Source organism: Clostridium sp. HGF2 (genome assembly GCF_964240115.1).
Lineage (GTDB): Bacteria > Bacillota_I > Bacilli_A > Erysipelotrichales > Erysipelotrichaceae > Clostridium_AQ > Clostridium_AQ innocuum.
In genome coordinates, this window is record NZ_CAXSSO010000003.1 from 102,615 (window position 1) to 124,893 (window position 22,279).

20 protein-coding genes and 1 riboswitch are annotated in these 22,279 nt (G+C 44.6%); of the genes, 19 read left to right on the plus strand and 1 reads right to left on the minus strand.

Translation table 11 applies throughout. The features are described 5' to 3' along the window. Positions 1–42: 42 nt before the first annotated feature. The 12 genes from ACESPQ_RS07045 to ACESPQ_RS07100 all read left to right on the plus strand — a co-directional run bounded on the left by ACESPQ_RS07045 (position 43) and on the right by ACESPQ_RS07100 (position 11,877). Positions 43–510 carry a GNAT family N-acetyltransferase gene (locus ACESPQ_RS07045; protein WP_109771322.1) on the plus strand — a complete coding sequence of 156 codons (468 nt, stop codon included), beginning with the start codon at positions 43–45 and terminating at the stop codon, positions 508–510. Positions 511–588: 78 nt separating this feature from the next. Further along, entirely contained in the window at positions 589–852 is a 264-nt protein-coding gene (locus ACESPQ_RS07050; RefSeq protein WP_373144158.1) for a zinc ribbon domain-containing protein, read from the plus strand. A 72-nt stretch (positions 853–924) separates the two neighbouring features. Next, entirely contained in the window at positions 925–1,725 is an 801-nt protein-coding gene (proC, locus tag ACESPQ_RS07055; RefSeq protein WP_373144159.1) for a pyrroline-5-carboxylate reductase, read from the plus strand. 349 nt (positions 1,726–2,074) lie between these two features. After that, a complete protein-coding gene (locus tag ACESPQ_RS07060) occupies positions 2,075–2,629 on the plus strand; it encodes a GNAT family N-acetyltransferase (RefSeq protein WP_373144242.1) in 555 nt (184 codons plus the stop codon). 653 nt (positions 2,630–3,282) lie between these two features. Beyond that, on the plus strand, positions 3,283–3,834 hold the full coding sequence (locus tag ACESPQ_RS07065; protein ID WP_373144243.1) for a GNAT family N-acetyltransferase: 552 nt from the start codon (positions 3,283–3,285) through the stop codon (positions 3,832–3,834). Positions 3,835–4,208: 374 nt separating this feature from the next. Next, a complete protein-coding gene (locus tag ACESPQ_RS07070; RefSeq protein ID WP_373144160.1) occupies positions 4,209–5,771 on the plus strand; it encodes an ATP-binding cassette domain-containing protein in 1,563 nt (520 codons plus the stop codon). A 158-nt stretch (positions 5,772–5,929) separates the two neighbouring features. After that, positions 5,930–6,034, plus strand: a riboswitch (TPP riboswitch). A gap of 98 nt (positions 6,035–6,132) precedes the next feature. Then, positions 6,133–7,440: a phosphomethylpyrimidine synthase ThiC gene (gene thiC / locus ACESPQ_RS07075; RefSeq protein WP_002607543.1), complete on the plus strand. Its 1,308-nt coding sequence runs from the start codon at positions 6,133–6,135 to the stop codon at positions 7,438–7,440. A gap of 332 nt (positions 7,441–7,772) precedes the next feature. After that, on the plus strand, positions 7,773–8,144 hold the full coding sequence (locus tag ACESPQ_RS07080; protein ID WP_373144161.1) for a hypothetical protein: 372 nt from the start codon (positions 7,773–7,775) through the stop codon (positions 8,142–8,144). Positions 8,145–8,694: 550 nt separating this feature from the next. Beyond that, entirely contained in the window at positions 8,695–9,177 is a 483-nt protein-coding gene (locus ACESPQ_RS07085) for a hypothetical protein (RefSeq protein WP_109771316.1), read from the plus strand. Between the two features lie 287 nt (positions 9,178–9,464). After that, positions 9,465–9,863, plus strand: coding sequence for a hypothetical protein (locus tag ACESPQ_RS07090; RefSeq protein ID WP_109771315.1), 399 nt, complete (start codon positions 9,465–9,467; stop codon positions 9,861–9,863). A gap of 144 nt (positions 9,864–10,007) precedes the next feature. Further along, complete coding sequence (locus tag ACESPQ_RS07095) at positions 10,008–10,433, plus strand: MarR family winged helix-turn-helix transcriptional regulator (protein ID WP_373144162.1); 426 nt, start codon at positions 10,008–10,010, stop codon at positions 10,431–10,433. Between the two features lie 16 nt (positions 10,434–10,449). Beyond that, entirely contained in the window at positions 10,450–11,877 is a 1,428-nt protein-coding gene (locus ACESPQ_RS07100) for an MATE family efflux transporter (RefSeq protein ID WP_002607538.1), read from the plus strand. Between the two features lie 441 nt (positions 11,878–12,318). Here ACESPQ_RS07100 and ACESPQ_RS07105 read toward each other — a convergent pair whose 3' ends face one another. Further along, positions 12,319–12,516 carry a hypothetical protein gene (locus tag ACESPQ_RS07105; protein ID WP_257377013.1) on the minus strand — a complete coding sequence of 66 codons (198 nt, stop codon included), beginning with the start codon at positions 12,514–12,516 and terminating at the stop codon, positions 12,319–12,321. On the opposite strand from ACESPQ_RS07105, the gene ACESPQ_RS07110 reads away from it, so the two are divergent. From ACESPQ_RS07110 to ACESPQ_RS07140, 7 genes are all read left to right on the plus strand, one after another. Continuing rightward, positions 12,517–13,437: an RNA-guided endonuclease InsQ/TnpB family protein gene (locus tag ACESPQ_RS07110; RefSeq protein WP_373144163.1), complete on the plus strand. Its 921-nt coding sequence runs from the start codon at positions 12,517–12,519 to the stop codon at positions 13,435–13,437. Between the two features lie 551 nt (positions 13,438–13,988). Next, on the plus strand, positions 13,989–15,353 hold the full coding sequence (locus ACESPQ_RS07115; protein ID WP_257272366.1) for a PTS mannitol transporter subunit IICB: 1,365 nt from the start codon (positions 13,989–13,991) through the stop codon (positions 15,351–15,353). A 57-nt stretch (positions 15,354–15,410) separates the two neighbouring features. Then, the gene (locus ACESPQ_RS07120; RefSeq protein ID WP_373144165.1) at positions 15,411–17,516 is read left to right on the plus strand and encodes a BglG family transcription antiterminator; all 2,106 of its coding nucleotides are present in this window, start codon (positions 15,411–15,413) and stop codon (positions 17,514–17,516) included. Between the two features lie 13 nt (positions 17,517–17,529). Beyond that, positions 17,530–18,297 (plus strand): PTS sugar transporter subunit IIA, encoded by a 768-nt coding sequence (locus ACESPQ_RS07125; RefSeq protein WP_257366555.1) that lies wholly within the window; start codon positions 17,530–17,532, stop codon positions 18,295–18,297. After that, complete coding sequence (pfkB, locus tag ACESPQ_RS07130) at positions 18,294–19,232, plus strand: 1-phosphofructokinase (protein ID WP_002607532.1); 939 nt, start codon at positions 18,294–18,296, stop codon at positions 19,230–19,232. The genes ACESPQ_RS07125 and pfkB overlap by 4 nt, the downstream gene beginning before the upstream one ends. A 1-nt stretch (position 19,233) precedes the next feature. Continuing rightward, a complete protein-coding gene (locus ACESPQ_RS07135; RefSeq protein WP_257334727.1) occupies positions 19,234–20,484 on the plus strand; it encodes a zinc-binding dehydrogenase in 1,251 nt (416 codons plus the stop codon). A 373-nt stretch (positions 20,485–20,857) separates the two neighbouring features. After that, positions 20,858–21,775, plus strand: a complete 918-nt coding sequence (locus tag ACESPQ_RS07140; RefSeq protein WP_002607530.1) for a hypothetical protein — start codon at positions 20,858–20,860, stop codon at positions 21,773–21,775. Positions 21,776–22,279: the final 504 nt, after the last annotated feature.

Here is a 22,279-nt window from a genome sequence, read left to right on the forward strand (position 1 = left end):
GAAGCTGTGCAATGCAGCCCGGTATAAGAAAGGAGTCGGTGTATGGAAAGCAGAAATCATGTAAAGCTGCGTACATTTCAAGAAAAAGATTTTGCAGAGGTGCTGCGGCTGTTTTATGATACCGTGAGAAATATTAACAGCAGGGATTATACGACTGAACAGATTTCGGCCTGGGTACTGGGTGTCAAGGAGAAGCGAATGAAAAGTGCGCTGTTGGCGCATACCACTCTTGTTGCCACAAGCAATCAGAAAATGGTAGGATTTGCGGATATGGATGAAATCGGTTATCTGGATCACCTCTATGTTCACCATCAGCATCAGAAGCAGGGAATCGCCACGATGCTTTGCGATTTGCTGGAAACGGAAACCTCATCACCTACTCTTTCAGTGCATGCATCGATAACGGCAAGGAATTTTTTCCTGCAGCGTGGCTATCGGCTGATTTATGCACAGCAGGTGGAGCGTCAGGGACAGCTGTTGACAAATTTCTATATGAAAAAAGAAAAATAGAGTCATTTCTTTTGGAATAGGACAGGCTGCTGTCATATTTCTCATGATATCATGTGGGCATATAAAGGAGGACATATCATGGAAGAGAGATATTGTCAGTGCTGTGGAATGCCAATGGGAGATACAAAGGAGTTATATGGAACGGAAAAGGACGGATCAAGGTCTGTGGACTATTGTAAATACTGTTATGAACATGGTGAATTTACATCAGATTGTACAATGGAGGCAATGATTGAATTCTGTGTTCCTGTCATGGTTAAGGAAAATCCGGGGATGAGTGAAGATAAAGCGCGGGAAATGATGACGCAGTATTTTCCAACACTGAAGCGGTGGATGAAATAACTGATATAAAATTCAGAATTTACCAAACGACAGTGCACAGCTGTCGTTTTCTGCATACGATATACAGAGGTGATGAATTTGAAACAAAACATAGGATTTATCGGATTTGGAAATATGGCACAGGCCATGGCAGATGGAATGCTTGCGAGTGGAATTGTAAAAGGAGAGCAGCTGTATGCCTGTGCCAGGCAATGGGATAAGCTGTGCAGAAATACAGAAGTACGAGGGATGCATGCATGCAAACATGCAATTGATATGGTACGACAATGTGACATCATCCTGCTCGCAGTGAAGCCAGCGCAGATGAGTGAGGCGATTTCCACAGTGAAAGAGCACCTGCAGGGAAAAGCTGTAGTTTCTATTGCGGCCGGTATGTTCTTTGAAACGTATGAACAACTGCTTCCACCACATACACATCATTTGAGCATTATACCCAATATGCCGGTATCCGTTTGTGAAGGTGTCATTTTATGGGAACAAAGAAATTCTCTGCAAACAGAGGAGGCTGCGGCCGTTGAACAGCTTTTCTCCGCGATTGCCTTCATAGAAAAGCTGGAAAGTGATCAAATGACAATTGGTGCAACCGTGGCAGGCTGCGGTCCTGCCTTTGCGGCAATGTTTATAGAAGCGCTGGGGGATGGTGCAGTGGCATATGGGCTTGGACGTGAGGCTGCTTACCGGCTTTGTGCGCAGATGATGACTGGCACTGCAAAGCAGCTACTGGTTCATCCACAGCATCCGGGACAGCTGAAGGATCGCGTAAGCTCTCCGAAGGGAACGACGATTCAGGGAGTTGCAGAGCTGGAGCGTCTTGGTTTTCGCAATGCCCTGATTTCTGCAATCGAACGGATTGAGCAATTTCGACTGAAGTAGCAGCTTCCTTAATCTGAATAAACAGGTGTTCTTATCGTATTTTTCTTACTTTCAGGCATTTACAAAGGGAGACTATGAATTCTGTTGATAAATATAAGTATGCTGAATTCTCCATATTTTGAATTTACCACAATTAAGTAAGAATCTTCTTATCTTCTGCTGTCCCTGTTTTTCGAAATATGCAATTAAACAAAGGCTACTAATAAATAGTATGAATGTCCAAGTTAAGGGTGCTTTGTTATTTGGTATGAATTCTCATAACAGCTCTTTCTGTGTCTGTTCCTTCTGCCGATTGCTTGTCATTAAAAAGGAATCTGGTATAATATAGAAAATCACAGAAAAGAGGGAGATTATGCTGGAAACAAAAAGACTTATCCTTCGACCATGGCGGATAGAGGATGCGGAAAGCTGCTATCGGTATGCGAAAAATCCAAACATCGGTCCCAAAGCGGGATGGCCGGTGCATGAAAGTGTGGAAAACAGCCGTAAGATCATTCAGACTGTGCTGTCCGCACCGAATACCTTTGCCGTTGTGCTGAAGCAGAATATGGAGCCCATTGGCAATATCAGTTTAATGATCGGAAAGCAGTGTAATCTGACAAATGCAGCTGATGAGGGTGAAATCGGCTACTGGCTGGGGGAACCGTACTGGGGACAGGGATTTATTCCGGAGGCAGTTCAATGTCTGATACGATATGCCTTTGAAGACTGCTGTTTGAAAAAACTGTGGTGCGGTTCCTTTGAAGGAAATCATAATTCCAGACGTGTACAGGAGAAATGCGGCTTTCATTATGCAGGGTCTGAGGTAAGAGAATGGCCGTTGCTTCATAAAACACTTACCGGACATATCATGAGTCTTACCATAGAGGAATGGAAACATTCTACCGGCACGGAAACTAAGTAAGCATGCTTTATATATTGTTTAAAGAGAATATTTGACATTTTTCAAAGGGCTGTTTAGCAGCCGGATGGAAAATGTCTTTATATTTATGGCAGGCTGCAGGATTCATATTGCTAGTAGAAACAGACCGAAATAGGTTTTCTTTATCTTCTTCAAAAAGAGAGCCTTCGTTTTCACAGTCTGAATGATTTAAATACCTGTGAAATTCTCAGAGAATAGCAGGCATCAGGATATGCTGTAACTATATTCAGCGTATGCAGGCAATATCGGATAGTAATCACGGCTTTTGAATTCCTCGATTTTATGGAAGCTGCAGGGGCATCCTTGTTTTGAATACATTAGCGCTGAGCGATAACAAGCCCTGCTAATAGGCTTCAGAATTACCTAAAACAAACGTACTGATTAAACAAAGCAGGAAGTGGATAATTTATAGCAAAAATGAAGCTGAATATAGAAAAAGAATCCCACATCTGAATATATTCCTTGAATTCTTATTTCCGCTCATATCTTCCTATAAGTCATCTGAAAATATAGGAAGTTATCTTTTGCATGAAAACATAATACAGATGGATGCGTAAGGGCTGTAGTATTGCCTTATTTTTCTTGCTAATAAAAGGATATTTGATATAATATAGAGAATTACAGAAAAGAGGGAGATTATGCTGGAAACAAAACGACTCATTCTTCGTCCATGGCAGGTTGAGGATGCGGAAAGCTGCTATCGGTATGCGAAAAATCCAAACATCGGTCCAAAAGCGGGATGGCCGGTGCATGAAAGTGTGGAAAACAGCCGGGAAATCATACGGACTGTGCTGTCTGCGCCGAATACCTTTGCTGTTGTATTGAAGGAAACCATGGAGCCTGTGGGAAGCATCGGACTGATGATTGGTAAGCAGAGTAATCTGGCGATTGCGGATGATGAAGGAGAAATCGGCTATTGGATCGGAGAACCGTACTGGGGTCAGGGACTGATACCGGAAGCGGTGAAGGAGCTTATGCGCTTTGGATTTGAGGACTGTCAGTTAAAAACATTATGGTGCGGATATTTCGACGGTAATGAAAAATCCAAACGTGTACAGGAGAAATGCGGCTTCCATTATTTACGCAGTGAGGTAAGGGAATGGCCACTTATTCAACAGACACTTACAGAGCATATCCTTTATATTACAATAGCAGAATGGAAAAAAGCGCATAGCTTAATGATATAGCATACCTGAAACCAGATATCTTTTTGAAGAAGAATAACGGAATTTTGAACAGCCGAGAAATCAGCTGAAGAAATCTCTTTTTCTTTTACGTGTCATAAGGCCTTATCCCTTAATGAGTTCATGCCATATGATCTATATAGAGTCTAAGGCATTTCTATCATATGGTTTACAGAATCAAAACACTTTTTCATTTAGTCCTGAGAAAATCACTTTTGGGCTTGACAGTAAATGCATACGATACTAGAATAGAGAGGAATGGAGAGTGAGAAGATGAGCAAATAGATAAGAGACCCAGCAAACGAACTGTTTAAAATAAACTTTTTTCGTATGTGTCAATTATCTGCTTACAGCCTGCTTAAAAGGAGGCGATGCTCATGCTTATTCTAAAGCACCTTACTATCCATGATAGTAAACATCACACACTGATTAACGATTTGAATTATTCCCTGGGAAATGACGATAAGGTAGGAATTATCGGCGAGGAAGGGAATGGAAAATCCACACTGCTAAAGGCGGTTTATAACCGAAATCTAATTGAAGACTATGCAACTGTGAGTGGTGAAATTGACACAGATTATAAAGAAATAGGATATTTTGAACAGCAGCTTTCCAGACAATGGGAGGATGCTTTTCTTTTTGATTATTTATTGAAGGAAAAAAGTGAAGATGAAATCCAGCCGGAGCGATACAATGATCTGCAGGGCTGTGAAACACTGTGCGCACAGCTGGGTTTAAAAAATGAACTTTTGTATGGAGAACAGAGGATAGGAACATTAAGCGGTGGAGAGAAGGTGAAGCTGCAGCTGTTGAAGCTAATGCTGCGTAAGCCAAAGCTGCTTCTGCTGGATGAGCCAACCAATGATCTTGATATTCAAACTTTACAGTGGCTGGAGGATTTTTTGAAAAATCTGCACATTCCTGTATTGTTCATATCGCATGATGAAATTTTGCTGAGCAGGTGTGCAACTGTAATCCTGCATCTGGAGCAGCTGAATAAGAAAACCCAATGCCGTCATACAATTTTTCACGGAAATTATGAGGAATATGTGAAGCAGAGGTGCAGCCGTCTAAAAAAGGAGGCACAGGAGGCATCGGCACAGAGGCGGGAATACCGCAGGAAAAAAGAGAAGCTGAATGACTTTATGAATGCGGTGCATGATGCGCAGAACGATACGGTGCGCAGTCCGTTTTATGCGGCTACCCTAAAGACAAAAATGAGAAATCTGAAGGCACAGGATCGCAGGCTGGAGAAGGAGGGCTATGCGCATGTGGACAGCGTGGAGGAGGCGATTGATGTTTTCTTCCAGTGTGAAGGCTTTCCGAAAAGCCGACGTATCCTTGAGTTTCATTTGGAGGAATTGAAAACAGACGTAAGTACGCTTCTGCAGGATATTCACATAACACTTTATGGTAGACAGAAGACAGTGATAGCCGGTGAAAACGGATGTGGAAAAAGTCTGTTGATGAAGGAAATTCATAAAGTATTGAAATCTCATACGGATATTCGTCTCGGCTATATGCCGCAGAATTATGCTGAAGCATTTTCAGCAAAGGACACACCGGTGACATTTTTGCTGGAAGCCTGTGACAGGGACGATATAACAAGAGCGCGGGAATTGCTCGGACGGATGAAGTTCACTAGAGAGGAGATGGAGCATTCCGTATATCAGCTGAGTGAAGGGCAAAAGGCGAAGCTGTATCTGCTGCGGTTCATTAAGCAGGGCTGCAATGTCCTTCTGCTGGATGAGCCGACACGGAATCTGTCGCCGCTGACAAGTCCTGTCATACGCCGTATTCTGAAGGACTTTCCAGGCTGTATTCTGGCTGTATCCCATGACCGGCTGTTTATACAGGAGGTGTTTGATTCTGTTTTGTATATTGCACAGGGTGAGCTGCAGGAGCTGGAAACCGAACAATTTATGGAAGCACTGGGCTAACACGGATTATACAGGCTGTTCATGGTATGGCAATGCAAACGGGGAATGCCTCCCGCTGTGTCGATCTGTTGTTTTATGGAAAATGATCGCATACACAAAGCAAAGCCATTGCAGAATTAGCATTGACAGCCCCGTCATTTTGTGGTGTAATATTTTCGTACAAAAAAATGGGGTGCCTACGTATGGCTGAGATCGGAGATCATCCGGGACCCAAGGAACCTGATACGGGTAATGCCGGCGTAGGGATTTTATAGGGAAGCACAGCAGGACGGAAGCTTATGCTGTTATCATCCGGAAAAAATCATGGAAGCTGACACCGTAGCGGGCGTACAGCTTTTTTTACATATAGGAGGATAACACAATGTACACTACACAAATGGATGCCGCCAGACAGCATATCATCACTGAGGAAATGAAGGCTGTCGCTGCCTATGAACAGATGGAGGAGGCAGAGGTTTGCCGGTTGATCGCTGCCGGACAGCTGGTGATCCCGGCAAACAGACATCATACATGCCGGAAATCCTATGGAATCGGAAGCATGCTGAAGACAAAAATCAATGTGAATCTGGGGACGAGCAGAGATTGTCTTGATTTGGACATGGAGATGGAAAAGGTACGGCATGCCGTGCAAATGGGAGCTGAGGCCATTATGGATTTAAGCTCCTTTGGCGATACGCAGACATTCCGTAGAAAGCTGGTTGCGGAATGCCCGGCAATTCTTGGTACCGTGCCGATATATGATGCCCTGGTATATTACCATAAGGCATTGAAGGATATCACTGCACAGGAATGGCTGGATGTCTTTCGTATGCATGCAGAGGACGGTGTTGATTTTATGACGATTCACTGTGGAATCAACAGGCAGACTGCACAGCGCTTCAAACAACAGAAGCGAATTACGAACATCGTATCCCGCGGTGGCTCCATCATGTTTGCCTGGATGGAAATCACCGGGAATGAAAATCCGTTTTATGAGTATTTTGATGAAGTTTTAAGGATATGCAGAGAGCACGATGTCACGCTTTCGCTCGGAGATGCCTGCCGCCCTGGCTGCTTGGAGGATGCCGGGGATATTGCACAGATGGAGGAGCTTGTTACGCTGGGAGAACTGACACAGCGCGCATGGGCACAGGATGTACAGGTCATTATCGAGGGGCCGGGACATATGCCGCTTCATCAGATTCAGGCGAATATGGAGCTGCAGAAAACAATCTGCAAGGGGGCACCGTTTTATGTGCTGGGTCCAATCGTAACAGATGTCGCACCGGGCTATGATCATATCACTGCGGCGATCGGCGGTGCAATGGCGGCAGCCTACGGAGCCAGCTTTTTATGCTATGTGACACCGGCAGAGCATTTGTCTCTTCCTGATGTCGATGATGTTAAGGAAGGAATCATTGCAAGTAAAATTGCTGCACACGCGGCGGATATTGCCAAGGGAGTAAAGGGTGCTATGGATTGGGACCATCAAATGGCTGTAGCACGCGGTAATCTGGATTGGGAACGTATGTTCGCTTTAGCAATGGATCCGGATAAGGCCAGAGCATACCGTGCCCAGTCTGCACCGGAGCGTGAGGATACCTGCACCATGTGCGGGAAAATGTGTGCTATTCGCAATATGAACAAGCTTCTGCGCGGTGAAATCGTTGATATCATGGAAGAGGACTAGCAGTTTTACGCAGGAGCTGCTGCGGCTTTCCGGCAGGTTGATATCTTGTACGCATGTTCGTGAAATTATGTCAGTGTAAAAAATCATGAATAAGCGGCGAAGGAAAAGCAGGAACAAAGGTCGAAAGGTAATGAAAGAAAGCGGTTTAGAAAACTTACTGTAACATACAATAGCTTTACCGATATACAGGGGAAGCTATCATACGCAAGATATAAAATACACAGAAGTAACAGGAACAGCATAAACATTACAGGATAACAAGAAGTAACAGGAAAAGCATTGACAGGCCCCTTGAATACTATATAATGAAGATAAGATAGGGATGTGGTCATATGTCTGAATTTATTGTCAGTAAGCGGATTAAAGATGTGGTTGAGTTTGATAAAACCAACAAAAAGCTGAGATTCCTGCTGGATGAGGGAGATCAGGTATACTATTACAAGGACTTGGAGACGATCGGTATATCCTGCGAGTATCATCATAATCTGAAAAAAGCCCTTGCGCATAATCTGGTGTTTCCCACCTATGCGGAAGGGAGGCAGTTTGTGCGCGTTGGCATTCGTATGAAGGTGCGGATGGGACAGTCTGTTTTCGTACATGTATCTGAGGACATCGTGGATAAAGGTACCTTGCAGTATCATGAGGACATGCGTACAGCTCGGGAAGTTGTAAGTTTACTGAAGAAGTGCCGTGCAAAGGCGTAGCATAGAAAGCATAAACAGGCCGGTAACCGAAAGGCAGTGATTCTTGCTCAAATGCGGGTATATTCAAAACATGGAGGATTCCATACGATTGTATGTATCAATCGGAATTGAATTCTCCTTTTCGTAAACCCGCTAACGTAAGAAAGAATCCGGATCGTGCACGTTGCCTTTCCGCTTTTGGAATATTGCGAAAACGGATGATTCATTCTGCCTTGGAGCGTGCAGAGAGTACTTCATAATATACAGTGTGCTGTCGGTGCAGTTACCTGCAAAGGGAGAACGGTTTCCTATCGCTTTCTGCTTCCCTGATGTTTTGCTTATGGTGATGCTTTACCCTATCGGCAGCATCCGGATATCGGTATGGTTATCAGCAGCTCGCAGTTCATGAACGTAGAAAGAGAGGACAGAAAAGCATGCTTCTGATACGATGTATGCAGGCATGAAGCTGTGTGGGATGGAGAAACAGAGGTGCGTATTTCAAAATTGGTAAGACGATTTAAAATAGCATCCATGATAACATGCCCGCACGCGGCGAATGGAGGAACTATATATGTGTGGAGAATTTGATCTATTTGTGGATCGTGTGGATCCCCGCTATCAGAGCCATGTTTCGGAAATTCATTCAGAATTGATGAAGCGGGGATGCAGTCTTGAGATGAAGACAGCCAAAAGCGGTTTTGTTGTTTCCTATATACGTAAGGATACGAAAAGAACACTGGCTACCTTTGTTCAACGTAAATCAGGTATAAAGCTTCGAGTTTTCGCAGATCATATCGCTGAGTTTCAGGAGCTTTTAAATGCATTTCCAAGAAGAATGAAAACGGAAATCCGTAAGGCCTCAGTATGTAAACGGCTGCTGGATCCAAATGACTGCAATCCAAGGTGCAGGATGGGCTACACCTTTGTAATGGAGCGTGAGCAGTATCAGAAATGCCGCTACATGGCGTTCCTTCTTACCTTAAATGAGGAAAGTCATCCGTATATTTTGCAGCTTTTACATAAGGAACTCGACCGTGTGGACAGCGAAAGCTGAGGATAGGAGAATGACCTTTACCGTTTGTCGGTGAATGATCGGCAGGGGAGGATGAAACAGTATCTATGATAAGAAGTCACAGCCACGGACATACCCAGCAGGCTGTGATTTTATCGTGCTTCAGTGTCTATGCGCTTGTCTGTTCTTTTTTTGCTTATACATGAACAGGTTAAGGCGATACCTAAGCGCTGAATAGAATTTCAAAACATTGAATAAGATATTGAAGAAAAATAAGAATAGTAATATAATGAGGGTGTAGGAAGGGGAAACCCGGAAAGGAGAAGGCGATGAATCCGAAATTTACTCCCAGTAAAACTGTTCGCGATGTTATTCAATTTGATAAGGAGCATAAGCAGTTACGTTTTCTGATGGATGAGGAGAAGATCATACCCTACCGCGAAATCAGTAGCTGTTCATTGAAAAATCAGTATTACAAGAAAAGCTCGGTATCTCAGCTTGCCAATCTGTTTACAATCAATGGAATCCTGGCAAGTGAAAATCAGGAGCTTCGGGTTTGCATTGAAGTGAAGCTGAAGGATGATACCAGGGTATACGGGTATGTTTCCAGGGACATCATACGTCCCAATCTTACACCATATCATGAGGATGTAGCGACTGGGCGATATATTCTGAAGCTTATTCGCAAGATCATCGCAAGAGAACAGCAGTCAGCATCAGCCGCATGAAGCCATGCGGTTTTTTCTTTTTCGGCATGTGTCAGCTTGTGGAAAAGCCCTGCTTATCGGATTGGTAATATTTTATATAAATAGTTGCATGTGCAACTATTGTCTGCTATACTAAGGTAGTTGTTTTTTATGAGAGGTAGGACAATGGCACATATCAGTAAAAATGCTTCCATCGTATATCGCAGCTCACAGGCCTTTTTCGATGAAACGCTGGCGCCGTATCACATTGGCTGCGGCCAGCAGTTTTTTCTGATGCGAATTTATGAACAACCGGGAATCAGTCAGTTTGAGCTGGCGGAAACCGGAAGCTTCGATAAGGGAACCTGTGCCAGAGCCGTAAAGAAGCTGGAGGAGCTCGGCTATCTTCGGCGGGAAATAAGAAGCAGTGATCGAAGAAGCGTGCAGCTGTATCTGACAGAGCAGGGAAAGCAGCTGGTACCGGTAATACGAGGTATGCTTATGGAATGGAATGCAATCCTTTGCCGTACCCTGCAGGCGGATGAAAAGGAACAGGCAGAAAGGCTGCTGGATGAAATTGCAGGAAATGCAGCAGCGTACATAAAACGATGAAAGGGAGTGCAGAATTATGGAACAGACCATGAAGGAAATAAGAACAAAGAATCCGCTGGGATATCAGCCGATTGGCAGACTGCTGATGAAATTTGCCATCCCGTCTGTGATTTCCATGCTGGTGAATGCGGTTTATAATATTGTAGATCAGATATTCATCGGACAGGGAGTAGGCTATCTGGGGAATGCGGCTACAACGGTTGCATTTCCTATTGTTACGATTATACTGGCGGTAGGAACCATGCTGGGTGCAGGCGGAAGTGCCTATGCGGCAATCAAGCTGGGGGAAAAGAAGGAAGAGGAAGCGGAGAATACACTGGGAAATGTATTTATTCTGCTGGTGGGAATCGGGATTGTACTGACCGTAATCGGTTTGGTTTTTCTGGATCCGATTCTGACAATTTTCGGTGCAACGCCGAAGAATATGGGGTATGCGAAGGATTATGCGAGCATCATACTGCTTGGTACGGTTTTTAATCTGCTCGGTATCGGTCTCAGCAATATGGCGCGTTGTGATGGCAGCCCGAATGTTGCCATGTACAGCATGGTCGCAGGGGCATTGTTAAACTGTGTTCTGGACCCGATTTATATATTTGTATTTCACTGGGGCGTGCAGGGAGCTGCGATTGCGACCATCACCTCACAGATTATCGCAACGGTAATCCTGCTGTATTATTTTACGCGAAAGGGAAATATGCGCCTGCGTCTGACACATACGCGGTTGAACCCAACCATTTGTAAAATGGCGTTTTCTCTGGGAATCTCCAGCTGTATCACACAGCTGTCCTCGACAATTCTGCAGATTGCCATGAATAATTCGCTGGTATATTATGGAAATCAGACAAGCGTCACTGGGGATGTTGCACTTTCCGCAATGGGCATCGTCATGAAGATATCCATGATCATCGTATCCATCTGTATCGGTATCGGTATCGGTGCACAGCCGATTTTGGGCTTTAACAGAGGAGCGAATCAGCCGAAGCGTATCAAGCGATGCTATCGGCTCGCAAGCAATATCGCAACAGCTGTCACAACGGTAGGCTGGGCGATGTTTATGCTGATTCCGCATATCATTCTGATGCTGTTTGGTAGTGCAGATGCCAATTTTACAGAATTCGCAATCAAGGCGATGCGTATCTTTGATCTGGGAGTTTTCTGCGCAGGCTTTCAGGTAACCTCCACCTCCTATTTCCAGGCGACCGGACAGCCGATGAAGGCAAGCATACTGTCTTCTCTGCGACAGCTCGTACTGCTGATACCGCTGATTCTCCTTCTGCCGCTGCATTTCGGGCTGGACGGTATCCTGTATGCCGGACCGATTGCGGATATCACGAGTGCTGTCATCATTTTCTTCTTTATTCATCATGAAATGAAGAAGCTGGATGTGCAGATAGCACAGGAGAGCGGAGAAGAGCTTGGGGTATACAGTGAACCGATTGCATGATATAAGATAACTTACATATCTGGAAAAGACGCGGAATGCGTCTTTTTTAACAATCTAGGAGAAATCTAGTTGTTTTTTATCTAAAAAGCAGGCAGAATTCCCCCACCTCAGTGGTCGATGAACAGGTGGGGGATACTCTGTACACCCTGCGGGCGTGAATGCAGCCATTTTTTTTTCATCCTTGTTTTCTTTCTGTTTTTCACGAATCTTTCCTTAAGTTTCTCTCGCGTTCATGGTATAATGATATCAACAAAAGGAGGTTTTACAACATGAAATCATATCGTACATATTCTAGTATCCTATCTGCTAATCACCCGCAAAACCCCCGGCTTTTCTGCTCTTACACATCGTGCTAAAAATCTGTACAACATTGCTTCGTTCTATATAAGAAATGCGTACAGTGCTTCCATCAAATCAAATGAGGATCGCTTTCCACATGAGTTACAGGTCCTGGAAGAACTCAATGGTGTCGTTGATGAATGGAATGTCATACGTCAAAAGCATCATAGCACACCATTCCACATCATTGATCATGAACATCGCCTTGTTTCCATGCAGCATCTGGATGGTTTTTTTAAATTGCGTAACCAGATCGATTACCGTGCTCTTCCTGCGCAGGCAAATCAGAATGTTTTGCATATGCTGTATCGTGACTGGAAAAGCTTTTTTGCTGCTTTAGCGGATTACAAAGCACATCCTGACAAATATGAAGCAATTCCCTATATCCCTCGATATGCAGATAAAAACGGTTATAAACCCTTGATCTTTACCAATCAGATATGCAAACTGAGAAAAGACAAACATGGTTGGTATGTAAAGTTTCCCAAGGCAGTGCTGCAGGCAGGATGTATACGTGACCGATATGATCTTGGTAAGATGGACCTGCATGAACAGAAGCTGAAGGAAGTACGCCTGATTCCCAATGGAGATACTATCAAGCTTGAAATCGTATGCGAGATAGAAATCAAGGAACCGACGATTACAATCCATGAGGCAACCAGAGTGGTCGGCATTGATATTGGTGTCGATAATCTGACAGCGATTGCGTTTACGAGTGGACACCGTCCTGTGCTGATAAAAGGAAATGAAATAAAAGCAGTCAATCAATTCTATAACAAACAGATCGCACATTACCGCTCACTGCTAAGAACTGGAAAGAAGGATAGCAAAGGGATCCATCAAACAAAACGAATGAAACGTATCAGCGAAAAGCGAAATCGACGTGTAAAGGATATCCTGCACAAAGCATCAAGAAAAATAATAGATCTATGTGTGGAGGAAGGAATCGAAGTTATCGTCGTAGGAAATCATGCGGGTTGGAAGAAGCGTATCCATATGGGGAAGAAGAACAATCAGACATTTGTTCAGATACCGTTTCGTACGCTGATCGAAATGATCAAATACAAAGGAGAAGCGGCAGGAATCAGAGTCGTGGTCTGTGAAGAAGCAATACAATCGAAGGCTAGTTCCATTGACGAGGATCAGATACCAGTCTATGGAAACGATGTAGCGCATACCTTCACAGGGAAAAGAATCAAGCGAGGATTATACAGAAGCTAAAACGGCATTCTCATGAATGCCGATATCAATGGAGCAAGTAATATCATACGAAAAGTATATCCATGTATGCCAAAGCGAGAGCGATGGAGTAGAGGTACGGTGAACGTACCAGTTACGTGTATCTGAACACGAACAAAAAGTTTTGATGAATGCGCAGACATTCATTAGAAGCCGCTTGCTCTTTAGCTGGCGGTAGTTCACAAAGGTGCAGTGAATGTTTTTCAATACTACATGGAAGTTTCGATGAAGAGACTTCCTTTTTTACATGTAATGCATTTTTTTAGTATATATAAGAACTGCAGACAGTACTAAATAAGTGATAAAGTTGGAACATGTTTATCTTGTCAATACTATTCAGGATAGCGTTTTCATAGTATAATAACTATAATAAAATTCATGAAAACACGGTAAATACAGGCTTATTTTAAAATGTTAAAAATTGTCATACAAGGGTGTGCCAAACATGAATTTCATTTCGTTGTTTTTCCCCTCTCCCCCTTTTATACTGTAAGTGTAAAGAGGAAAGGTTTACAGAAAGAAGGGAACTATTTATGAAAGAAAACGTACAGAGGTTTGGCCGCTTCCTGAGTGGAATGGTCATGCCGAACATCGCAGTATTCATCGCCTGGGGATTTATCACTGCTTTGTTTATTCCAACCGGCTGGATGCCGAATGAAACACTGGCACAGATGGTTGCGCCAATGCAGCGCTTCCTGCTGCCGACACTGATTGCCTATACCGGAGGTAAAATGGTTTATGATGTGCGGGGCGGTGTGGTAGGAGCTGCCGCTGCCATCGGTATTCTGGCGGGAACAGAGGATCCGATGTTTATCGGTGCCATGATTGCCGGTCCATTGGGCGGCTGGCTCATGAAGAAGGTGGATGGTCTGTTCGCGGGGAAAATACCGGCAGGCTTTGAAATGCTGGTCAATAACTTCTCGGCAGGAATTCTTGGTGCACTGCTTGCTGTCTTCGGATGCCTTGCAATCGAACCGCTTTGTGTCGGTATCAAGGATGTTCTGGTAATCTGTGTTGACTTCCTGGTGAAACGCAGTCTTCTGCCGCTGACGTCTCTGTTTGTGGAGCCTGCGAAGATTTTATTCCTCAACAATGCGATCAATCACGGTGTCTTCACACCACTGGGAATGGACCAGGTTGCGGAAGCAGGAAAATCGATTTTCTTCCTGATTGAAGCTAACCCGGGTCCTGGTTTGGGACTACTGCTTGCTTATAGCTTCTTTGGAAAGGGAGCTGCCAGAAGCAGTGCGCCAAGTGCAGTCATCATTCATTTCCTTGGCGGTATACATGAAATTTACTTCCCCTATGTACTGATGAATCCGCTGACTGTTCTGGCGGTGATGGCAGGCGGTATGTCCGGTGTCTTTATCAACAGTATCTTCAACTCCGGTCTGGTATCTGCCGCATCTCCGGGAAGCATCATCGCAATTTTGGGAATGTGTGCGAAGGACAGCTATATCGGTGTGATTCTGAGTGTAATCGTTGCAGCTGCCGTATCCTTTGTAATTGCAGCCTTCATCCTGAAATTCAGCAATAAAAACACAGACGACAATGCCCTGGAAGAAGCAAGTGCCGCCGTTAGCTCCATGAAAAGTGAAGCCAAGGGTGCAAAGCCTACGGGGACTGTAAGCAAAATCGTATTTGCATGTGATGCCGGAATGGGAAGCAGTGCCATGGGGGCAACAACCCTGACAAAGAAGCTCAATGCGGCGGGAATGAAGGTAACGGTTGAGCATTTCGCGCTGGATGATGTTCCAAAGGATACCCAGGTTATTGTTACGCATAAATCCCTGGTGGAGCGGGCTGAAACCCGTTGTCCCAACGCTTTGATCTTCCCAATCACCAATTTCATGGGCGGGAAGGAGTATGATGAAATCGTAGCACAGCTTACAAAATAATATAACACCGGTATATCACTGACAAGTATATCCGTTATAAGAAAGGAATTGATTGCTATGAGCTATCCGAAGGGCATGATCTATTCGTCACGGTTAAAGAAAATATTACAAATAATCATAGAAACAGACGGGTATGTCAAGGTGGAGGAGCTTGCCAAACGGCTGAAAACAAGCTCAAGAACCATCTTTCGGGAGCTTCGGCATATCGATGATGAATTAAAGGAATATCATGTCCGTCTGGTATCGAAGGCCGGTATGGGGATTCATATGGAGGGCTCGTATGAGGATAAGGAGGCGCTTCGTCAGGAGCTGAATACCGAGCAGATTCAGTATCTGAATAAGGAGGAACGCCAGCACCTTTTGATATTCGAGCTGCTGCGAAGCGATGAGGTTCAAAAGCTTTTGCATTACGGCGCATTGTTTCAGGTGAGTGAAGCTACCATATCCAATGATCTGGACAGTATAGAGCCGTGGTTTCGACAGCATGATTTGTCTCTGATTCGCAAGCCGGGCGTCGGTGTGGGTGTTCAGGGGGAGGAGGCTGTATTGCGAAAAGCGATGACACAGCTTCTGCAGGAGGATTTACAGAGCAAGGAAAGCTATGAAAGTGTGAATTTTCTGGATTCCCAGACGCTGCTTACCGAGATATTTCTCCATCAGGATGCAGGTATTCTGAATATGCTGAATCAGGATATTCTGAAGCGGATTCTGGACGTGTTTCAAACAAATCAGCATGAGCTGAATCTGGACCGCTATGCACAGGCATCCTATATCGGTCTGATTATGCATCTGGTGATTGCTATCGAACGCATCCTGAAAAACGAGGAGCTGAAGGATGGCGGTGATGTTGTAGCCATGGTGCAGGAGGATGCCAGCTATCAGCAGGCACAGCAGATGGCACATGTTCTGGAGCTGGAATTTGATATCGATATACCCGATGTGGAAATTGCATTTATCGCACTGCATATCCGGGGAGCTAAAATCAGCAGGGTCGAATACGACAGTCTGCAGGATGAACCGGCACGGCAGCTCCGCGATGTTCTGTATGCCATGCTGCAGACCTATGATGAGGAAAAACGCTATCTTCTTATGGAGGATGAGGAGCTCTTTCAGGGGCTGTTGACACATCTGTCACCGACGATCACCCGTCTGCAGCATGATCTGCCCATCTATAATCCACTGCTTTCGCAGATACAAACGGAATACCGGGAATTATATGAACAGACGAAGCAGGCATGCCGTGTTCTTGAAAATTACTGCGGCGTGTCAATCAGTGCGGATGAAACAGGCTTTATCACCATGCATATCGGGGCATCACTGGAGCGTATGCAGCATACCGCAATTCATCGCCGTGTGATTCCCATCGGTGTTGTGTGTGCGAGTGGAATCGGTGTCAGCGCCATGCTGTCCGCGCGTATTCAGAAAAGCTTTCATCCGGATGTAAGGCTGCAGATATTTTCCATGGAGGATGTCCAGCGCCATGCATATGACGATGCAGAGCTGCTGGTTTCCACCTTCTCGCTGGATGTTGTGGACCGGGAAGTGATTGTCGTAACACCGCTGCTGAATCAGCAGGATATTCACAATATACGAACGGCACTTACCTGCCGTCAGGAGCTGAGTGAGCCGATTCAAAAAGCAGTGCAGCCTGTCAGTGAATTTCGCGAACAGCTGCGCCTGCTGCATACCATCAGTGAGGAAAGTCTGCTACTGTTGGACCACATCCGGCTGCATATTAGCGACAGTGACACACTGTCCCAGCTCCTGATTGAAAGTGCAGAATATATCGGAAAGAATGCAGCCGCAGTTGAGCAGATACGTGCCGATCTACAAAAGCGTGAGAGCATGGGGCCGGTGATTATGCAGGATTTGCAATTTGCCCTGCTGCATACCGCAACCAGTGCAGTGGATACGATGGAAATTCTTCTTCAATATCCCAGGCATGCATGGAGCGCAGAGGCGAAGAATCTGAAATTTGCCGTAGTTATGCTTGTGAATACACAGGCCGGCAGGGTTCGGAAGGAGCTGTTGTCCCTGTTCTCCAGAGGTCTTGTGGAATCTGAAACGCTGCTGGAAGCCGTCTGTACACAGGATATTGAACGAATAGAAGAGGCACTGAGTCAGCTGATCATGGAGTATATGGATACAGCGGTTGCATGGTAGAAAGGAGACTGTGATGGGCTTATTTCATAAACATAAAGAACGCGCGGCTCTGGAGGACCTGCATATCTGTTTTGTATGTGATGCAGGCATGGGAAGCAGCGCAATGGCCGCAGGTCAGCTGCAGAAAAAGTTAAAGGCACATGGCATCAGCTGCCGTGTGAAAAACTGTGCGATTGATGAAGTGGCACCGGATGCAGAAATTCTGATATCCCATCATAACTTTGCACAGCGGATACAGAAGCAGTTTCCTTCTGTACGTTACTACAGTGTACAGGGGTTTATGAACGATGAAGAATACGAGAACATAGTGGAGGATATTATGATATTCAGAAAGAAAAAGGAAGAGAAGAAAAACAATATACTGGAAAAGAGCAACATTCTGCTTAACTGCCATGCAGATAACAGTGATGAAGCCATCGTGGCTATGGGAAAACTGTTACAGGGTGCGGGATATATCGACGAAGGCTATATTCAGGGCATGCTGAACCGCGATCACTCACTGACAACCTATATCGGAAACGACATTGCGATTCCCCATGGGGAATATGAGGTAAAGGACTGTGTTAAAAAGACAGGGATTGCTGTGATGATTTATCCGGATGGCATCAAGTGGGCGGATGGCAGAGCACGGATTGTGATTGGCATTGCCGCTAAAAATGATGATCATATGGCGATCCTTGCCAATATTGCAGAGAAGCTTGGAGAAATGGAAATGGTCGAAAAGGTTGTCGCTGGCGATGTTGATACCGTGTATGAGATTCTGGCAGGTGATGCGGCATGATACTTACGGTAACCTTTAATCCGGCAATTGATAAAACAGCAGAGGTGGATGAACTGATTCCTGGTGGACTGAATCGACTGCGCAATGTTATGCAGGATGCGGGGGGAAAGGGCATCAATGTATCCAAAACCATACATGCTTTGCAGGGAAAAAGTGTTGCGACAGGATTTCTGGCAGGCTCAGCCGGTGAATATATCCGGAAGGTTTTAAACGGGCTTGCAATTGATAATGATTTTGTATGGGTGGAAGGTATGACACGTACCAATCTGAAGGTACTGGATCATGAAATGGAGCTTACCGAATTAAATGAAGCAGGACCTGTTATCACGGAAACGGAAATCAAGCAGCTGAAGGATAAAATTCTGTCGCTCCTGCATCCGAATGATTTCGTGGTTTTGAGTGGAAATGTATCTGCACAGGTTCGTAAGGATATTTATCGTGAGCTGATTGAGCTTGTAAAGCAGCAGGGAGCCCGTGTGATACTGGATGCGGATGGGGAGCTGTTTGCCCAGGGGATACAGGCAAAGCCGTATGTGATCAAACCGAATAAATACGAGCTTGCGACTTACTTCGGTGTTTCACAGGACTGTTCGAATGAGGAAATGATTTCACTCGCGAAAACACTGCTGAATGAGGAATGCCGTCTTGTTGTCGTATCCATGGGAAAGCAAGGCAGTATCTTTCTGAGTCATGAGGGAATCTATCAGGCAGAGGCTTTGCACATTCAGGCACATTCCAGTGTCGGTGCAGGGGATGCGATGGTGGCTGCCATTGCCTATGCGCTGGAACAGGATACTCCAATGGAACAGCTGATCGCTCTGGCAGTTGCCTGCAGTGCGGGAGCTGTTATGACGAAGGGAACACAGCCTGCGGAAAAGGCAGTTGTCGAACAGCTGATGAAGCAGGTCACAATCAAGAAACTGGAGGAAAATTGATATGAAAACAAAAGCAGTACGCCTGTATGGCGTTGATGATATCCGTCTGGATGAATTTGAATTACCGGAAATAAAGGATGATGAGATTCTGGTAAAGGTTGTCAGTGACAGCATCTGTATGTCTACATGGAAAACAGTAAAGCAGGGAGCCAATCATAAGCGTGTTCCCAACGATGTGGCGGATCATCCGATTATTATCGGACATGAGTTTGCGGGGGATATTGTGCAGGTCGGAAAGAAATGGCAGGATAAATTTCAGCCGGGTCAGAAGTTTGCACAGCAGCCGGCTATTCCGGGACAGATGGAAAGTCCGGGATATTCCTATGCGTGGTGCGGTGGCGATACGCAGTACTGTATCTTCCCGAATGATATCATTGAAGCAGGATGTCTTTGGACATTTGAAGGGGACGGCTATTTCGCAAGCAGTGTGGCAGAGCCTGTCAGCTGTGTAATCGGTGGCTACCATACCAATTACCATACGGTACCAGGCACCTATCAGCATGTGATGGGAACAAAAAAAGGCGGTAATATCATTATCCTTGGCGGCTGCGGACCGATGGGACTGGGGGCAATCAGCTATGGACTTACCTTTGAGAATAAACCAAAGCGTATCGTTGTTACAGAAATCAATGATGAGCGTATCAATCGTGCAAGAGAAGTCATTAGCGAGGAAGAAGCGGCAGCGCATGGAGTGGAGCTTATATATGTAAATACTGCCACTATGCAGGATCAGGTAAAGGAGCTCATGGCACTGACTGATGGAAAAGGCTATGATGATGTCTTTGTGTATATCCCAAACCGTGCGGTTTGTGAAATGGGAAACAGTATCATGGCATATGACGGCTGTATGAATCTGTTTGCCGGACCGACGGATATGAAATTCTCATCCATGATCAATCTGTATGACTGCCATTACTCCAGAAGTAAAATTATCGGCTCCACCGGAGGAACGATTGATGATATGAAGGAAGCGATTGAAAAAGAGGCACAGGGGCTGATCAAATCTGCGGTCATGATCACTCATGTCGGAGGCTTGGATTCCGTAGTGGAAACAACAAAGAATCTGCCGGATGTTCCCGGTGGTAAAAAGCTTGTTTACACACACATCAATATGCCAATGACGGCTATCGATGATTTCAGTAAGCTGGGAGAACAGGATCCGTTCTTTAAGGAGCTGGATGCTGTATGCAAGAAAAACAGGGGATTGTGGAGTGCAGAGGCAGAGAAGATGCTGCTGGAGCATTTCCGGTAAACAAAAATTGAATATACGAAAGAGATTGATAAAGACTTCATATAGATAAGAACTTTATTATTTCATGTCACAAAAAGACAGCACAGTGCGGATGCTGTCTTTTGATGCTGGGGAAAAGAAAACAGCTTAACAGGCAGATTCTCATGGTAGTCTGTGGGAGATAGAATAACCGCTTATCCATGGATTTATAGGATATGCTCCTGCTGCTTTTTTATCGTTCCAGCTTTCAGAAATCGGTGTAGATGCTATCAGGATAGCATATCTCCTGAAAAAGATTTGTTTCCGGAAAAGAAGACCTTGTTGAAAGGGGTTTCTCTTGTTTGTGCCTATCTTAAATGGTAAACTGATGGTATATATCAAAGGAGGAGCTCACATGAGGTTATTAACAAGGTCGGATTTCGATGGATTGGCGTGTGCCGTGTTTCTGAAGGAAGCAGGCGTTATCGATCATTGGAAATTTGTACATCCAAAGGACTTGCAGGATGGTCTGGTTGAGGTTACGAGAGAGGACTGTCTTGCGAACGTACCGTTTGTGGAAGGCTGCGGTCTGTGGTTTGATCACCATTCCAGTGAAGAGGAGCGAAATGCATACAAAGGAAAATACAGGGGAGAGAGTCGAACATCTCCAAGCTGTGCGCATATCATATATGATTATTATGGCGGCAGAGAACGGTTTCCAGGATATGATGATTTACTGGAAGCAGTGGATAAGGTGGACAGCGCCAATCTAAGCATAGAGGAGGTGCTGCATCCCAATGACTGGATTCTGCTCGGTTTTATCATGGATCCCCGCACCGGTTTGGGACGGTTTCATGATTTCAGAATCAGCAATTATGCTTTAATGGAAGAAATGATTGACTGGTGCAGGACAAAGGATATCCATGAAATTATGGCAGAAGCAGATGTCAGAGAGAGAATTGAACTGTATTGGGACCAGAACGATAAATTTATCGACATGGTGAAGGCACATACAACCGTCGAAAACAGGATTATCATCTCAGATCTGCGCGGTGTAAATCCTATATATACCGGAAATCGATTTCTGATTTACAGTCTGTATCCGGATGCCAATATCTCTGTGTGGATTGTGAACGGTAAAGGGGGAAAGGGCTGTTCTGCAGCTGTTGGCTACAGTATACTGAACAGAACCTGTACGATTGATGTCGGGGCATTGATGCTGAAATATGGCGGTGGCGGTCACCGTGTTGTCGGCACCTGTCAGTTTGATGATGCTTCCATGGAGGATAAACTACATCTTCTTCTGTGTGAAATGAAAGAAAGAAACGCTTAAAAAAATAATCCGCATACCTTGGCAAAGTGTACATAAAATTTTGAATAATTAAACAAACAGAGAACACAGTGGATTCTCTGTTTTCTTCTGCTGCATCATATCCGGAAATAAAGCATCCTATATTTGAAGCATCGGTTGAAACAGCACAGAGGAAACAAAATATTGAATTCAGGGAATATATTTGTCATAATGTATCATATGAGTGCATGGAACTGGCTGTGAAGCATCCGCTTTTTGTAATTCATTCGAATATGTCTTGATATTCTTGGTAACAGCAAATATAATGCATTTAGATGGGATAATTTAAAATTATCCTATATATTTAAAAAAGAAAGCCGGTATATTCTGTAATCTATAACATGATATCGAAAGGATTCTGATATGCAAATTTCATAAAATATTTCATATGATATTTTAATTTATATGGTATGAGGCTTAGGGAATCTAAAGAAAATGTTATTGCTGTATCAGCCTTGGAAAGTGTTTGAATACGAGAAGGGAGTG

Coding starts and splice junctions, on each gene's coding strand:
- ACESPQ_RS07125 (WP_257366555.1), top strand. CDS start 17,530: ATGGGCTTATTTCATAAACATAAAGAACGCGCGGCTCTGGAGGACCTG.
- ACESPQ_RS07050 (WP_373144158.1), top strand. CDS start 589: ATGGAAGAGAGATATTGTCAGTGCTGTGGAATGCCAATGGGAGATACA.
- ACESPQ_RS07100 (WP_002607538.1), top strand. CDS start 10,450: ATGGAACAGACCATGAAGGAAATAAGAACAAAGAATCCGCTGGGATAT.
- ACESPQ_RS07080 (WP_373144161.1), top strand. CDS start 7,773: ATGTCTGAATTTATTGTCAGTAAGCGGATTAAAGATGTGGTTGAGTTT.
- ACESPQ_RS07045 (WP_109771322.1), top strand. CDS start 43: ATGGAAAGCAGAAATCATGTAAAGCTGCGTACATTTCAAGAAAAAGAT.
- ACESPQ_RS07140 (WP_002607530.1), top strand. CDS start 20,858: ATGAGGTTATTAACAAGGTCGGATTTCGATGGATTGGCGTGTGCCGTG.
- thiC (WP_002607543.1), top strand. CDS start 6,133: ATGTACACTACACAAATGGATGCCGCCAGACAGCATATCATCACTGAG.
- ACESPQ_RS07110 (WP_373144163.1), top strand. CDS start 12,517: ATGCTGTATCGTGACTGGAAAAGCTTTTTTGCTGCTTTAGCGGATTAC.
- ACESPQ_RS07135 (WP_257334727.1), top strand. CDS start 19,234: ATGAAAACAAAAGCAGTACGCCTGTATGGCGTTGATGATATCCGTCTG.
- ACESPQ_RS07070 (WP_373144160.1), top strand. CDS start 4,209: ATGCTTATTCTAAAGCACCTTACTATCCATGATAGTAAACATCACACA.
- ACESPQ_RS07120 (WP_373144165.1), top strand. CDS start 15,411: ATGAGCTATCCGAAGGGCATGATCTATTCGTCACGGTTAAAGAAAATA.
- proC (WP_373144159.1), top strand. CDS start 925: ATGAATTTGAAACAAAACATAGGATTTATCGGATTTGGAAATATGGCA.
- ACESPQ_RS07090 (WP_109771315.1), top strand. CDS start 9,465: ATGAATCCGAAATTTACTCCCAGTAAAACTGTTCGCGATGTTATTCAA.
- pfkB (WP_002607532.1), top strand. CDS start 18,294: ATGATACTTACGGTAACCTTTAATCCGGCAATTGATAAAACAGCAGAG.
- ACESPQ_RS07105 (WP_257377013.1), bottom strand. CDS start 12,516: ATGCAAAACATTCTGATTTGCCTGCGCAGGAAGAGCACGGTAATCGAT.
- ACESPQ_RS07085 (WP_109771316.1), top strand. CDS start 8,695: ATGTGTGGAGAATTTGATCTATTTGTGGATCGTGTGGATCCCCGCTAT.
- ACESPQ_RS07095 (WP_373144162.1), top strand. CDS start 10,008: ATGGCACATATCAGTAAAAATGCTTCCATCGTATATCGCAGCTCACAG.
- ACESPQ_RS07115 (WP_257272366.1), top strand. CDS start 13,989: ATGAAAGAAAACGTACAGAGGTTTGGCCGCTTCCTGAGTGGAATGGTC.